16 protein-coding genes are annotated in these 14,449 nt (G+C 39.9%); 11 read left to right on the top strand and 5 right to left on the bottom strand.

Going from position 1 to position 14,449, the window contains the following annotated elements; genetic code table 11:
• The first annotated feature begins 53 nt into the window (after window positions 1–53).
• The 3 genes from ACNKW3_RS02315 (at window position 54) to lysS (ending at window position 3,474) form a co-directional block, all read left to right on the top strand.
• Complete coding sequence (locus ACNKW3_RS02315) at window positions 54–614, top strand: NADPH-dependent FMN reductase (protein ID WP_427397672.1); 561 nt, start codon at window positions 54–56, stop codon at window positions 612–614.
• A 170-nt stretch (window positions 615–784) separates the two neighbouring features.
• Window positions 785–1,883 (top strand): peptide chain release factor 2 gene (prfB, locus tag ACNKW3_RS02310; protein WP_427397671.1). Its coding sequence is split into 2 segments (ribosomal slippage): window positions 785–859 and window positions 861–1,883, totalling 1,098 coding nucleotides; the frame shifts between segments, so codons are not numbered across the junction.
• Window positions 1,884–1,920: 37 nt separating this feature from the next.
• Entirely contained in the window at window positions 1,921–3,474 is a 1,554-nt protein-coding gene (lysS, locus tag ACNKW3_RS02305) for a lysine--tRNA ligase (protein WP_427397670.1), read from the top strand.
• A gap of 13 nt (window positions 3,475–3,487) precedes the next feature.
• On the opposite strand, the gene ACNKW3_RS02300 is transcribed toward lysS, so the two are convergent.
• From ACNKW3_RS02300 to ACNKW3_RS02290, 3 genes are read right to left on the bottom strand one after another with little or no spacing between them, the layout of a single operon-like run.
• Window positions 3,488–4,372 (bottom strand): ketopantoate reductase family protein, encoded by an 885-nt coding sequence (locus ACNKW3_RS02300; protein ID WP_427397669.1) that lies wholly within the window; start codon window positions 4,370–4,372, stop codon window positions 3,488–3,490.
• Window positions 4,365–5,054 carry a TIGR01621 family pseudouridine synthase gene (locus ACNKW3_RS02295; protein ID WP_427397668.1) on the bottom strand — a complete coding sequence of 230 codons (690 nt, stop codon included), beginning with the start codon at window positions 5,052–5,054 and terminating at the stop codon, window positions 4,365–4,367. Before ACNKW3_RS02295 ends, ACNKW3_RS02300 begins: the two co-directional genes overlap by 8 nt.
• Window positions 5,054–5,605 carry an Hpt domain-containing protein gene (locus ACNKW3_RS02290; protein ID WP_427397667.1) on the bottom strand — a complete coding sequence of 184 codons (552 nt, stop codon included), beginning with the start codon at window positions 5,603–5,605 and terminating at the stop codon, window positions 5,054–5,056. The genes ACNKW3_RS02295 and ACNKW3_RS02290 overlap by 1 nt, the downstream gene beginning before the upstream one ends.
• A 176-nt stretch (window positions 5,606–5,781) precedes the next feature.
• On the opposite strand from ACNKW3_RS02290, the gene gshA reads away from it, so the two are divergent.
• The 3 genes from gshA (at window position 5,782) to ACNKW3_RS02275 (ending at window position 8,407) form a co-directional block, all read left to right on the top strand.
• A complete protein-coding gene (gshA, locus tag ACNKW3_RS02285; RefSeq protein WP_427397666.1) occupies window positions 5,782–7,383 on the top strand; it encodes a glutamate--cysteine ligase in 1,602 nt (533 codons plus the stop codon).
• 101 nt (window positions 7,384–7,484) lie between these two features.
• Window positions 7,485–8,105 (top strand): hypothetical protein, encoded by a 621-nt coding sequence (locus ACNKW3_RS02280; protein ID WP_427397665.1) that lies wholly within the window; start codon window positions 7,485–7,487, stop codon window positions 8,103–8,105.
• A 179-nt stretch (window positions 8,106–8,284) separates the two neighbouring features.
• Window positions 8,285–8,407: a DUF3149 domain-containing protein gene (locus tag ACNKW3_RS02275; protein ID WP_427397664.1), complete on the top strand. Its 123-nt coding sequence runs from the start codon at window positions 8,285–8,287 to the stop codon at window positions 8,405–8,407.
• A gap of 2 nt (window positions 8,408–8,409) precedes the next feature.
• On the opposite strand, the gene smrB is transcribed toward ACNKW3_RS02275, so the two are convergent.
• Window positions 8,410–8,961, bottom strand: coding sequence for an endonuclease SmrB (smrB, locus tag ACNKW3_RS02270; protein ID WP_427397663.1), 552 nt, complete (start codon window positions 8,959–8,961; stop codon window positions 8,410–8,412).
• A gap of 84 nt (window positions 8,962–9,045) precedes the next feature.
• Between smrB and prmB the strand changes: the two genes are divergently transcribed.
• From prmB to ACNKW3_RS02250, 4 genes are all read left to right on the top strand, one after another.
• Complete coding sequence (gene prmB, locus ACNKW3_RS02265) at window positions 9,046–10,002, top strand: 50S ribosomal protein L3 N(5)-glutamine methyltransferase (protein WP_427397662.1); 957 nt, start codon at window positions 9,046–9,048, stop codon at window positions 10,000–10,002.
• A gap of 8 nt (window positions 10,003–10,010) precedes the next feature.
• Window positions 10,011–11,114, top strand: a complete 1,104-nt coding sequence (gene aroC / locus ACNKW3_RS02260; protein ID WP_427397661.1) for a chorismate synthase — start codon at window positions 10,011–10,013, stop codon at window positions 11,112–11,114.
• The gene (locus tag ACNKW3_RS02255) at window positions 11,111–12,289 is read left to right on the top strand and encodes an MFS transporter (protein ID WP_427397660.1); all 1,179 of its coding nucleotides are present in this window, start codon (window positions 11,111–11,113) and stop codon (window positions 12,287–12,289) included. The genes aroC and ACNKW3_RS02255 overlap by 4 nt, the downstream gene beginning before the upstream one ends.
• A gap of 95 nt (window positions 12,290–12,384) precedes the next feature.
• Entirely contained in the window at window positions 12,385–13,278 is an 894-nt protein-coding gene (locus tag ACNKW3_RS02250) for a TolB family protein (protein WP_427397659.1), read from the top strand.
• Between the two features lie 47 nt (window positions 13,279–13,325).
• Here the strand turns inward: ACNKW3_RS02250 and ACNKW3_RS02245 are convergent, their stop codons facing one another.
• Complete coding sequence (locus ACNKW3_RS02245; protein ID WP_427397658.1) at window positions 13,326–13,910, bottom strand: Fe-Mn family superoxide dismutase; 585 nt, start codon at window positions 13,908–13,910, stop codon at window positions 13,326–13,328.
• Between the two features lie 200 nt (window positions 13,911–14,110).
• Between ACNKW3_RS02245 and ACNKW3_RS02240 the strand changes: the two genes are divergently transcribed.
• Entirely contained in the window at window positions 14,111–14,437 is a 327-nt protein-coding gene (locus ACNKW3_RS02240; protein WP_427397657.1) for a Grx4 family monothiol glutaredoxin, read from the top strand.
• Window positions 14,438–14,449: the final 12 nt, after the last annotated feature.

Here is a 14,449-nt window from a genome sequence, read left to right as displayed (position 1 = left end):
TATTGTAAGTGCGTAAAATTTAACCAATAAAATACAATCAAAAGGAATTTCAAATGCCTAAGATATTAGCCTTTGCTGGTTCAGGTCGACGACAATCTTATAATTATTCTGTGGTCAAGTGTGCAGCTCAAGGGGCAAAAGAGGCTGGAGCTGACGTAACCCTTATACATTTGGCGGATTATGCCGACGTTCCTGTGTTCACTGAAGACTTGGAAGCAGCGTCTGGAATGCCAGCAAAAGCGAAAGAGTTTAAACAGTTAATGTTGGACAGTGATGGTTTTTTAATTGCTAACCCAGAATATAATAGTGGTTATAGCGCATTATTTAAAAACCTCATTGATTGGGCATCGCGTAAGGAAGAGGGAGAAACACCTTTGCAAGCCTTTATGGGCAAACCTGTTGCTTTAATGGCTGCTTCTCCTGGCGGTTTAGGCGGTATACGCGTGTTAGTTCCTGTGCGCCTGCTACTGTCCAATATTGGCATGAATGTGTTGGGAAATCAGTTATCCATAGCAAACGTATCAGGTTTGTTAGATGAACAACATGAAATAAGTGATCAAGCAACTGTTCAGAAATTACATAAATTGGCCGCTGATTTGGTAGCGCAATTTTAGTATTTCGCCAGATCTAAGCTTGGGTAAGAACGGTATCCTTTAATGGGTATCACATTATTCCTGATATCCATTAAATCCTTGTTAAAATTCATACAAAACCATCAGTATTACTTAAACACAGCGTAGTTTTGATGTAAACTTCGCGCACAAAATTAAAACCCAATAAATCAATGTTTGAAGTAAATCCAATTCACAATGCAATAGAAGATATACGCCAGCGTACTCAGTCGCTTAGGGGGTATCTTTGACTTTGATGTCAAAAACGAAAGATTAGAAGAAGTATCTCGCGAACTGGAATCTAACGAAGTTTGGAATGATCCTGAACGCGCTCAGGCGCTAGGCAAAGAAAAAGTCGATTTAGAAAAAATTGTTAATACCATTACTCAATTAGACCAAGGCACAGAAGATGTCGAGGGTTTGGTAGAGCTTGCCGTAGAAGCAGAAGATCAAGATACTTTTGAGGAAGCAGAAAAAGAACTTGCTGAGCTCACAAAAGCATTGGAGCAACTAGAATTTAGACGCATGTTCTCGGGTCCTAACGATGTCAACGATGCCTATTTAGACATACAGTCAGGTTCTGGTGGTACCGAAGCTCAAGACTGGGCAAATATGTTGTTACGTATGTATTTGCGTTGGGGCGAAGAACAAGGTTTTAAAACCGAGTTAATTGAAGTCTCTGATGGGGATGTTGCTGGAATTAAAAGTGCCACTATTCGCTTTGAAGGCGAATATGCTTTTGGTTGGTTACGCACGGAAACTGGAGTACATCGTTTAGTACGTAAATCACCTTTTGATTCGGGAAACCGTCGTCATACGTCTTTTGCCTCAGCTTTCGCCTATCCTGAAGTAAATGAAGATATTGACATTGATATTAATCCAGCAGATCTTAGAATAGATACTTATCGGGCGTCTGGCGCCGGTGGTCAGCACGTTAACCGAACTGATTCAGCTGTTCGAATCACTCACGTACCGACCAATACTGTGGTTCAATGTCAAAATGATCGTTCACAGCATAAGAATAAAGATCAGGCAATGAAACAACTTAAAGCCAAGTTATATGAGTTGGAATTGCAGAAACAAAATGCCGAAAAACAGGCAATGGAAGATAGCAAGTCAGATATTGGCTGGGGTAGCCAGATTCGCTCTTACGTGTTAGATGACTCGCGAATAAAAGACCTAAGAACAGGCGTAGAAACACGAAATACACAAGCCGTTTTAGATGGCGATTTAAATAAGTTTATCGTAGCAAGTTTAAAATCAGGGTTATAGTAACTTTAGATTCTTGTTTTATACATCAGGAAATAGAATGACAAATCAAGCGCAAGATGAGAATAAATTAATAGCGGAAAGAAGAGCAAAATTAGATGCTATTCGACAAGACTGTGATGCCAATGGCTATCCAAATAAATTTCGTCGTGAACATTATGCGCAAGATGTGCAAGATCAATTTGCTGATTTTGATAAAGATACCTTAGCGGAGCAAAGCAATATTATTTGTGTAGCGGGCAGGGTAATGGCTAAACGCGGCCCTTTTTTATTGCTCCAAGATATGACGGGGCGCATTCAAGCTTATGCGGATAAAGGTGTTCAAAAAGCTATTAAAGCAGCGTACGGCAGTTTAGATATTGGCGACATCATTGGTGTGTCAGGTCAACTTTTCAAATCAGGTAAAGGTGATCTTTACGTGAACATGGAAAACTACGAATTACTTACCAAAGCGTTGCGTCCATTGCCTGAAAAGTTCCACGGTTTAGCCGATCAAGAAACCAAATATCGTCAGCGTTATGTGGACTTAATTGTGAGTCCAGAGACTCGTAAGACTTTCGAAATTCGAAGTAAAGTGGTAAATGGAATCCGTAAATATTTAACTGAGCGTCGCTTTATGGAAGTTGAGACGCCTATGTTGCAAGTTATTCCTGGTGGTGCCACTGCCAAGCCATTTGTTACTCATCACAACGCTTTAGATATTGATATGTATCTACGAATCGCCCCAGAATTATACTTAAAGCGTTTAGTTGTCGGTGGATTTGAACGAGTGTTTGAAATAAACAGAAACTTTAGAAACGAAGGTTTATCGACCCGTCATAATCCAGAATTTACAATGTTGGAGTTTTATCAAGCATATGCAGATTACAACGACTTGATGAACCTAACTGAAGACATGTTACGGGAACTTGCCAAAGATGTGTTGGGCACAACCACAGTGGTAAACACGGTTAAGAATTCAGAAGGCGAAGTGGTGGAAACCACTGAGTATGACTTTGGAAAACCTTTCCAACGCTTGTCTATGGGTGATGCCATCTTAAAATATTGGCCCGACGCCGATGTTGAGGCAATAAAGGACCCTGAAAATCACTTGGCTGAATTAAAAGTGATGGCAAAGAAATTACACATAAAAGAACCCGAAGTGGATGGTATTTGGGGCGCTGGTAAATATCTGTGTGAAATATTTGAAGCCACTGCTGAAGAACAACTGGATCAACCCACGTTTATTACTGAATATCCTTGGGAAGTATCACCATTAGCGCGTCGAAATGATAGCAATCCTTTTGTAACAGATAGATTTGAGTTTTTTGTTGGCGGACGAGAGTTAGCCAATGGATTCTCAGAGTTAAATGACTCAGAAGACCAAGCTGCAAGATTCAAAAAGCAGGTTGAAGAAAAAGAAGCTGGCGATGATGAAGCTATGCATTTTGATGATGATTATATCACTGCGTTGGAATATGGGTTGCCTCCAACAGCGGGAGAGGGTATCGGTATAGATCGTTTGGTGATGCTGTTCTCAGATAGTCCAACCATAAAAGACGTTATTTTGTTCCCACACATGCGACCTTTGGTTTCTGAGCCAGAAGAAAAATAGCATTAGAAATACATTAGGCAGTTACATACTGCCTTTCAATGGTTTTAATTTTATCTAAATAACAAGACATAAGCGGCGTTGGTATCTTCGCCGCTTTTGCTTTTTCTAACAAGCAACCTAAAATGGCATCGACTTCAGAGGGAGCCTTTGCTAAACGATCTTGTAACATTGAAGACCTATTGTGCTGGGTAGATTCAATAACATTTTCCACTACGCTGGCCAACTGTGCAGTAGAGTCAATAATTCCTAACGCAAGGTATGTTTGTAACACTTCTTTTTTTAACGCTGCTACTTGCTCCGGGTAGTCTTTTAATTCCCCGTTCTTACATTGATAAAGAAATGTGAGACTATTGATGACAATATTGATAAGCAATTTTTTATAGATAAAGGGTTGTAAATCTTCCACCCATTGAGCATTCTGATGGGCATGAATCAAAGGTGCTAAGGACTTTTGATTAGCACCTTTCAAAGCGCCTAAAATCAGTTCGCCTTGGCCCGCTAAGACAATAGTATCCTTTGATTGCTTAAACAGACCATCGGTAACTATGCCCCCTAAAATGGGATTGTGTGGAAAAGCGTTTGCGTATTGCGTTAGCCAATGAATGCCATTTTGTAAAATAAGTAGCTCAGTGCTAGGGTGTAAAATTGGTAGCAACTGTTGAATCAAAGTATCATTTTGATAACTTTTAATCGGAATAATTAATAGGTCAATTTGATGCAAATTGTCTTGTGTTAACGCTAATTGCGTTCCCAAGATTTTATGTTGCTTGTCCGAAATCACAATTTGCGGGTTAGTTTGCGAAGGGTTTCTCACAAAAACGCTAGTATTCTGGTCTTGCAATAAATAAGTGATATAGCTGCCTATACAGCCTTTGCCAATAACACCTATCTTAATCATGGCAAAACACCTTGATGACGTCTGAGTTGCTTGCCTTCTCGAAAAAAGGCATAAGCTCGGTTTGAATGGTTGAGTTTTCCCAATGTTCGCCTTCACAAAGCGGCGCTAAAATGTTGTGACTTTTATTCTTATAAACAAAGTTTATGCTCAAAGCATGCAAATACATGCGGTCGCTAAGAGTACCAGAGTATCGCTTATCGCCTAAAATAGGAGATCCTAAGGACTTTAATGCAACTCTCAATTGATGGGTTTTGCCTGTCTTAGGGTGAAGGTGATAGATTCGAACGCCAGGCGCTACAGAGCTAGAAGTAAACTCAGTAACAGCGGGGTTGTCTTTCGATCTTTGTAATTTATAACTCCCGTTGCGGGCTTTTTGCATATCACCAATTATCTGTCCTTGCTTCTTTTTAGGCTTTTTGTCCGACAAGGCGATGTAGTGTTTATGAATGGCTTTTTGAGCAAAAAGAGCTGCTATTTCAGCCGTGGAAGTTGGGTTTTTACCAAGCAACAAAACACCACTGGTAGCCTGATCTAAACGATGAATTAATAATGGAGCCGTAGTTAATTCTAATGCCCGCACCACAGATGGAATTATACCATCCACTGGATCATGCATTTGAATACCTACGGGTTTGTATACCGCCAAAAAATCTTGGTCTTCATATAGACAGATAGGCAACATTAGCGCTGAACGATTTCAATTGCAGTTTCGTAATCGAGCTCTTCAACAGCATCAATTATAGATTGTTTGTCTTGAGGATTAATGTCTAGGCCTTCCACTAAATCACGTAATTCTGAATCGTCAATAAATTCATGCCCTTTGAGTTTTTGTAGCAGAATTTGATTAGCATTTTCACACTTAGAGCGCTGTTGAGAAGGTGGCGCTTCATTGCCATCTAAGCTTTGATCGATAGCGACACAGGTCGCGGCCATTATTTGCTCAAACGCTAGTATGATATCAGGCGAGACATTTTTTTCTTTGATTTGGTGATCTAGAAATTTACTGCACTCAAACAAAGCTTTTAATCCAAGGTTTCCAGTAATTCCTTTTGTGGTGTGAACTTTTAATTTTGCAGCTTCGTAGTCGTTTTGCGCAAGAAGTTCTTTTACCAAATCCGGAAATTGATGAAATTCGTGCCTAAATTTACCAATCATACGATTGAATAAACTTTGATTACCTCCTAACTGGTACAACCCAAACGTTTTATCTATCAAAGGTTCACTATCAAACACCGTTTAGCCTTATAGAGAATAATTACAACTAAAGCTTAATATAATTTTTTCGTTATCACAAAGCATTGTTCTTTCAACTGGCGCACTTTTTTGCGAATATTGCACCTACGGGGATTTACCCAAAAGCGAATAGCGTCTTATTAGACCAAAAACGCAAATAACTAATGGATAACTAAATGACATCAGAATTATTGATGAGTGATTTTTCTCATCGTTTATCTTTGTTAGACAACGAATTGATTCTCAAGTGCCTACCAAACATACGTCACGGCGTTGAACGAGAAACTTTGCGGGTAAATGATAATGGCACTATAGCAACGACTTCGCATCCAGCAGGTTTAGGCAGTGCACTAAAACACGAGTGGATAACCACGGATTTTTCAGAATCTTTATTAGAATTTATAACTCCCCCAGAAACCGATATAGACAAGACAATTGGTCAGCTAGTCGATATTCATAAATTTGTTTGTCATCAAATTGGCGAAGAGCTGCTTTGGCCATTAAGTATGCCATGTTTCGTTAATGCCAGTACTAATATCCCTATTGCACGCTATGGGAAATCCAATATCGCCAAAATGAAAGAGACTTATCGCAATGGTTTGCATCATAGATACGGCAGTGTGATGCAAGTGATTTCTGGGGTGCACCTTAATTTTTCAATGCCAGATGAGTTTTGGCAGCCTTGGTTAGAACAGCAAGGTAAAAAGGCGGATAAAGACAGTATTTCTTCAGAGTATTTTGCAATTATTCGTAACTTCCGACGTAATGCCTGGTTAGTTCCCTATCTTTTTGGCGCTTCTCCTGCACTTTGTAGCTCGTTTATCGCCCACAGAGATACTCAGCACCCATTTGAAAAACTTGGTAAAGGCACACTTTATTTGCCTTATGCGACTTCATTAAGAATGAGTGACCTAGGATATACAAGTTCAGCCCAATCAGGCTTACGTATTTGTTACGATAGCTTAGATAACTATGTGAAAACCCTTAGAAAGGCGATTAGTTTACCAGCGCCTGAATACAAAGACATTCCGACGGGGCAAGATGGAAAGTGGCATCAACTTAATGACAATATCCTTCAAATAGAAAACGAACTTTATGCGCCAGTGAGACCTAAACAGGTGGCTAATTATCTAGAAAAGCCTACGGATGCATTGGCAAATCGTGGTGTGAGCTATATCGAAATTCGTGGTTTAGATGTAAACCCTTATTCTCAAGTTGGTATAGATGCCCATCAAATTAAATTTATGGACGCATTTTTACTCGCATGTTTAGTCATGCCATCACCGGGTTATAGCGATGATGATCATGAACGCAGTAAACTGAACATGAACCGCGTTGTGTTAGAAGGTAGAAAGCCTGGTTTGGAATTAGAAACCCAGTCTGGACCAGAGGCTTTATCTAGTGTTGCTAGTACATTGTTTGATTACATTGCAAAAGCTGCTGAATACTTAGATAAAGTTAATAACACTAATGCCTACTCAGACGCAGTTAAAGTTGAAAAATTAAAGGTGGACGAGCCAGAACAAACATATTCTGGACGCCTACTATCTGTATTAAAAGCGCACGATATCGACAATAGCGGTTTTGGGTTGTCATTATCAAAAGAATATAAATCGTTTTTTATGCAAGCAGATTATCGATATATTCAAAAAGCTGAGTTTGAAGAAGAGACATCAGCGTCTGTGCTACGGCAGGTAGAATTAGAAAAACAAGATTCAGAAGATTTTGATACCTTTGTAACTAATTATTTTGCTGATAAACAGACTGAAAATGCATAAAAAAACCCGCTCAAAAAGGGGAGCGGGTCAAACACACTTAGGGAAACACAAACTTCATCTGTTGTATAAGAACAAACAATTGGATATTTAGTTCCCAAAAAATGAAAAAAAATATTTTATTTATTTTACTTGTTACATTTTTAGTCTCCGCTGTAGGTTGTACGACTACGCCTCCACGAGAACGCGAAGACCTGTGTAAGATTTTTGAAGAAAAAGATGATTGGTACGATGCCGCCGAAGAAATGCGTGAAAAATGGGGGGTGCCCATTCATGTGCCAATGGCAATGATGTACCAAGAAAGTTCTTTTCGTCACGATGCCTTACCTCCCAGAGATTATGTGTTTTTTGGTTTAATTCCTTGGGGTAGGGTAAGTTCTGCTTATGGATATGCACAGGCTAAAACGATGACCTGGGATGATTATGTCAGAGAAACCGGGAATTCCTTCGCCGATCGTGATGATTTTGAAGATGCTATCGACTTCATGGGATGGTTCATTTACAAAACCCATAAAATCAACCGAATTTCCAAATGGGATGCTGGCACTCAATACCTGAATTATCATGAAGGTTGGGGCGGATATAAACGTCAATCTCACCGCAAGAAACCTTGGTTGATAAAAGTAGCCAATAAGGTTGACCAACGCTCTAAACGCTATGCTGGGCAATTGAAAAAATGTGAAGAAGAACTACAAAAGAGTTGGTTTATGAAGTTGTTTTCGTAGTTAGATCGTCAATGCTTAATCCATGCCTAACTAGTTGCGAAAGCTTAGGTTTATTGATCTAAATTAAGGTTTTATTTTATTCCCATTTAGCCCTGATTTGAGTATTGATCTGTATCATTATTTTACTCATAGGCATCACTAAAATAGAAGCATCAAAGAAATACATTGAGGCAATAAAAATGTTAGATCTTCTATTATCAGATCCAGTCGCTTGGGGTTCAGTTTTCGGAATCTTTGTTGTAATCGCTATATGCGCATACTACGTTTGGTTATTTTTGAAAAACGTAAACGAAAACGCCTAAGTTTACAGCGCTTTGTCATTTTGGCGTGATTTGATGAGCACCAAAAGGGCGCCTTGACCGCCCCATTCAAGTGGGGCTTGGTGAAATCCAATGACTCTAGGGTGTTGGACTAACCAGCTTGGAACCTGTTGTTTTAAAACGCCGCCACTAACGCCATGAATGATATTGATACATTCATGGTGATGCTCGTAGGCTTCTTCTATCACAGCGGCAATTTCATGTTTTGCTTGATGGCGAGTTAATCCGTGTAAATCGAGTCTAATTTCTGGGACCAATTCGCCGCGTCTAAGTGCTTTTACTTTAAATTTGTATTTAGGGTCTCGAATAAAGGCGAGGGCTTTGTTGGGATCGAAGTGAGCTTGATACTGATCTGAAAATTGAAAATCAGAGGCTCTTCGCTTTACTGCTAACCTTGCTTTATTTTTCGCCAGTTTTAGACGTTTTTCAGCGGGATCTTTTTGTGGCGGCACATATTTGTCATGTTGTAGTGGGGTAACATCACCGAAAAGTGAAGCAAATTCTGTTTGTTCCGAATTTTTCGAATTTTTTTTCACTTTTACACCCTAAAACAGCGAAATTATTTACAATAACCTTTATTATAACGGCAATTTTCTGGCAACTACTATTATCCTGCCGCTATGTCGAACGAAATCAGTCAAACTGCACAATTTGATTATACAGAATTGAACACTGTGGTCGATTGGATCCGGTTTACAATTTCTCAATTGCAACAAGAAAACGTATATTTTGGTCATGGCACTGATAATGTTTGGGATGAAGCTGAGCATTTGGTGTATCAATGTTTACATTTGCCTTTGCAACTTAATAGTGCGCAAAAAGACCATCTTCTAGCGGCAAAAATTACCGAGCAAGAAAAATTAAAATTATCTGAATGGGTAATGCGACGAACCCAAGAACAGCTTCCGTTACCCTACATTACCAACACAGCGTGGTTTGGTCAGATGCCGTTTTATGTGGATGAACGAGTGTTGATCCCGCGTTCACCTTTTGCAGAACTCATCGCTCGAGGATTCAGTCCCTATGTATCTGCTTCAGCAAATCCGTTGCACATCCTTGATATGTGCACAGGTAGCGCCTGCATAGCCATAGCCTTGGCGATGAAGTATCCAGAAGCCATGGTCGATGCTGTGGATATAGATCCAGATGCACTAGATGTGGCTTCAATTAACATCGCACAATATCAATTAGAAGAGCGTGTCTATCCTTTACAATCAGATGTGTTTGATAGTTTATCCGGTCAACAATACGACCTCATTATCGCAAATCCTCCTTATGTTGATGCAGAGGATATGGCGGATCTACCAACAGAATATCATCATGAGCCGGAATTAGCGCTCGCATCTGGGTTTGATGGATTGGATCTTACAGTGACTATTTTGACCAATGCTGCGCAATACTTACGGGATGATGGCTGGTTATTTGTTGAAGTTGGAAATAGTGAAGTCAATTTCGATAACCGAATGAATGGATTAAAGGTTGATTGGGTTGAGTTGAATCAAGGTGGCAGTGGTATATTTGCTATCAGTAAGGCTGAGTTATTGGCTCAGCAAGATATTTTAGACGAATTGGAGTAATCTGTTTTATGTCGGGGAATACCTTCGGTAAATTATTCAGCGTGACTACTTTTGGTGAAAGTCACGGTATCGCTATAGGTGGAGTTGTAGATGGTTGTCCTCCGGGATTGGAGTTGTCTGAAGATGATCTACAGCCCGATTTAGATAGAAGAAAGCCCGGCACTTCGCGATACACAACTGCTCGTCGTGAAGGCGACGAAGTGCAAATTTTATCAGGTGTATTTGAAGGTAAAACCACGGGCACCAGCATAGGTTTATTGATTAAGAATACCGACCAGCGAAGCCAAGACTATTCTAAAATTAAAGACAGTTTTCGCCCGGGGCATGCAGATTACACCTATCAACAAAAATATGGTTTTAGAGACTATAGAGGCGGAGGTCGTTCGTCAGCAAGAGAAACTGCCATTCGTGTTGCCGCAGGAGGCATTGCTAAAAAGTTTCTAAAACAACAATACGGTATTGAGATTCGTGGCTACTTGAGTCAATTAGGTCCCATTGCGATTGATAAAGTTGATCATGAAATCACTAATACCAATGCTTTCTTTTGTCCAGATGAATCGAAATTAGAAGCCCTAGACGCCTATATGCGGGAGTTAAAAAAAGAAGGTAATTCTATTGGGGCTAAAGTCAGTGTATCAGCGACTAACGTCCCAGTAGGTTTGGGAGAACCTGTGTTTGATCGTCTTGATGCAGATATCGCACACGCTATGATGGGCATTAATGCTGTTAAAGGCGTTGAAGTTGGTGACGGCTTTGATGTGGTAACCCAAAAAGGCACTGAACACAGAGATGAAATGTCCCCTGAAGGTTTTCATACCAATCACTCTGGCGGTGTGCTTGGCGGTATTTCTACAGGACAAGAAATTCTAGTGCATATGGCATTAAAACCTACTTCTAGTATCAGTATCTCTGGTGAAACGATAGATGTTAAAGGTGAATCTACTGACTTAATCACTAAAGGGCGACACGATCCCTGTGTAGGTATTCGAGCTGTGCCTATTGCTGAAGCCATGCTTGCACTAGTGTTAATGGACCATTTATTGCGCCATAAAGCGCAAAATTATCTGGTGTCTTCTCCCACACCCGTTATACCAAGCCAAAGAACTAAGTGATCTTCAAACATGAAGTAGTAAGTCCGCTAAACCGCGGACTTCTCTCCTTAACATATTTTTTCTATTTTAGCCTGATGGGAGTTTTTGTCTCTTACGTGGGCATATTTCTGGATGATAAGGGCTTTAGCTCAGAACAGATTGGTATTTTAATTGCCACTGTTTCTTTGGCACGTATTTTAGGACCAAATTTATGGGCCGGATTAGCAGATAAAACAGGAAAACTTGGGCTGATATTAAGCGGCGGAAGTTTATTGGCGTTGATCATCTTTCTACCGGTTTTCTATGTTGAGCAATTTGTCGCTTACGTCTTTGTCTTCGCCGCTATGATGATGTTTTGGACAGCAATACTTCCTCAGTTAGAAGTAAGCACTGTATATGCATGTAAAGATACGCGAAAAGGATACGGCGCAGTTCGTTTGTGGGGAAGTATAGGATTTATCGTTGCCTCAGTTATTGTGGGGTTTCTGCTTGATGTTTATTCATCCATTATTATTGTGATTGGTGCCTGTGTTTCCTTGTTCGGCTTATTTTTAAGTACATTAACCATAAGCACGCCTAACAAAGTAAGTCATCAGCATGAAACTAAAAAGTCTGTCTTACCACTTTTATTGAATAAGAGCTTTATTGCATTTTTGTTGGCTAATACATTACTTCAGATTAGTTTTGGCAGTTTTTATAGCTTTTTTAGCCTTTATACCCAGCAACTGGGTTATCTAGGATGGCAAACCGGCATATTTATGGCTACAGGGGTGTTTGCCGAAATATTCATTTTTATTTATGCCGTTCGACTTTTAAAAGGGTTTACCGTCAAACGACTGTTAATGCTAAGTTTATCGTTAACCACACTGCGATGGTTAATGTTGGCATTTCTTGCCCATCATTGGTGGTTAATTTTGTTGAGCCAAGTATTGCATGCCTTTAGTTTTGGCTTAACCCATTCAGCTTCTATTCATTATTTACATCAAAATTTTTCCTCAGAATTTCAAAGCAGAGCTCAAGCAGTCTATGCCAGCGTGGCGTTCGGCGTTGGAGGTGCAACAGGAAGTTACTTTGCTGGAATATGGTGGCAAAATGGCGCTAATCCGGTGATGACGTTTGTTTACAGTGCTATCTTAGCTGGACTAGCGTTCTTGTCAGTGCTATTTATGCAATCTAAAGAGAATACGCCAGCCTAATATAGAATTAAAAGCTGTTGCTAGCCAAGCGTCGAGTTTGTCACTACTATAGTCAACCCATGCAACTGATATTTTTAAAAGAGGCGAACGTCAATATGCGATTTTTGGGTGCTATATTCTTATCTACTTTTTCACTTTTAGGGCAAGCGCAAACGCCTCCTGGCTCGGACATTTATATTGGGGCTATTGAAAGAGGAGAAAATGGCTTAACGATTAACGGACTGACTAAGGTTACCGACAACCCAGAGTACTCAAATCAACCTTACTTCTTTAGCGAAAAGACATTGTATTTTACCCAAGAAATTGATGGGCAAATGGATACTATGCGCTATAGCATTCAAGATAAATCTGTCAAAAATATTACCCAATCTTCAGAAAGCGAATATTCGCCTACACCGACGCCTGATGGAGAAGGTTTTAGTGTTATCAAAGTGAATGCCGAAGGTAAGCAAGAGTTATGGCAAATTGGCTTCAATGGTCTACCTATGAAGCATCTTTCACCTGCCATTGAGCCTGTGGGATACCATGTATGGACTATGCAAGATAAAGTATTGTTGTTTGTTTTAGGTGAGCCTCATAAACTAAAACTAGCAGATCCTTTCATTGAAACAGATGAAGGGGTAAGTATAGCTTCATCAATAGGCGCTTCACTTTTTGCTATGCCAAATACATTTGGATATACCTATTCAGTGCATGAGGAAGACAAAGCGCCTGAGCTTTGGTGGTATAGCCCTAGCACTCAAACACAAAAACGAATTGGTCAATTACCCAAAGGTGCTAACTACTACGCGTGGGGCCCAACGAGTGAGCTGTTTACCACAGATAATGGCCAGCTAGTCTCAATGCCATTTATAGTTGATCGGGAAGAAATCGTATTTACGGCGTTTAAGCCTGTAGTCATTAAATCTGAATATTGTCAGTCGGGTGTTTCCAGAATAGCGATTTCACCCTATGAAGAACAGATTGCGTTAGTTTGTAATCGCCCATAAAAAAACGGTAACTAAATGCTACCGTTTTTTCTTATTCTTCACTTGGTTTAACTAGCAAAATTTTCTGCTGCAAAATCCCAGTTTACTAGTGCCCAAAAACCTTTTAGGTAATCAGGACGCACGTTTCTGTAGTCAATGTAGTAAGCGTGTTCCCAAAGGTCCACTGTTACTAGAGGAGTAACACCTTCTTCCGTAATAGGAGTGCCTGCATTACTTGTGTTAACGATATCAAGTCCGCCGTCAACTGTTTTCACTAACCAAGTCCAGCTTGAACCAAAGTTGTTTACTGCCTTGTCATTGAATGCTGCTTTGAATTCAGCAAATGAGCCCCACTTAGCGTTGATAGCTTCCGCTAATGCACCTGTAGGTTCGCCGCCGCCATTAGGGCTTAAGCTGTGCCAATAAAAAGTGTGATTCCAGATTTGAGCTGCATTGTTAAATACGCCGCCGTCACTAGATTTAATGATTTCTTCTAGTGATTTATCAGCATAATCAGTGCCTTCAACTAAGCCGTTTAGCTTAGTCACATAAGTTGCATGGTGCTTACCATAGTGAAACTCTAGGGTTTCTGCAGATATATGTGGTTCAAGTGCGTTCTTTTCATAAGGTAGAGCTGGTAATTCAAAAGCCATGTATTTTCTCCGTTTTTATCTATTTACTGTAAAATAAGGGTAACTCGTTAAAATTTAAACCCTATTTTAAAAATTATTTTATGTATCTTATTTCTGTTTTTTCGTATACAAAGATCACCAAGGGCATTATTTATTTTTAAACCTTGATATAATGTCACTTCGTCCTTATGTTTTAGCCAATGCTAATAAACGGAATACCCATGGAAACAGTAGAAAAAATTAAGCAACAAATCAGTGAAAACCCTATTTTACTATATATGAAGGGGTCTCCTAAACTTCCTAGCTGTGGCTTTTCAGCGCAAGCTTCTCAAGCGATCATGGCCTGTGGTCATCAATTTGCTTATGTAGATATCCTATTAAACCCTGATATTCGTGCAGAATTGCCTAAATATGCAGATTGGCCAACATTCCCTCAATTGTGGGTAAACGGTGAACTTGTCGGCGGTTGTGACATTATTTTAGAAATGTACCAGCAAGGTGAGCTACAGCCTTTGTTGAAAGAAGCTGCACCTGAGGGTGATGAGTAGTTTCTTGAAAAA

The organism is Glaciecola sp. 1036, from assembly GCF_050306235.1.
Taxonomy (GTDB): Bacteria; Pseudomonadota; Gammaproteobacteria; order Enterobacterales; family Alteromonadaceae; genus Glaciecola.
Note: the sequence above shows the minus strand (reverse complement) of the source record. Positions and strands in the feature narration are given on the sequence as shown.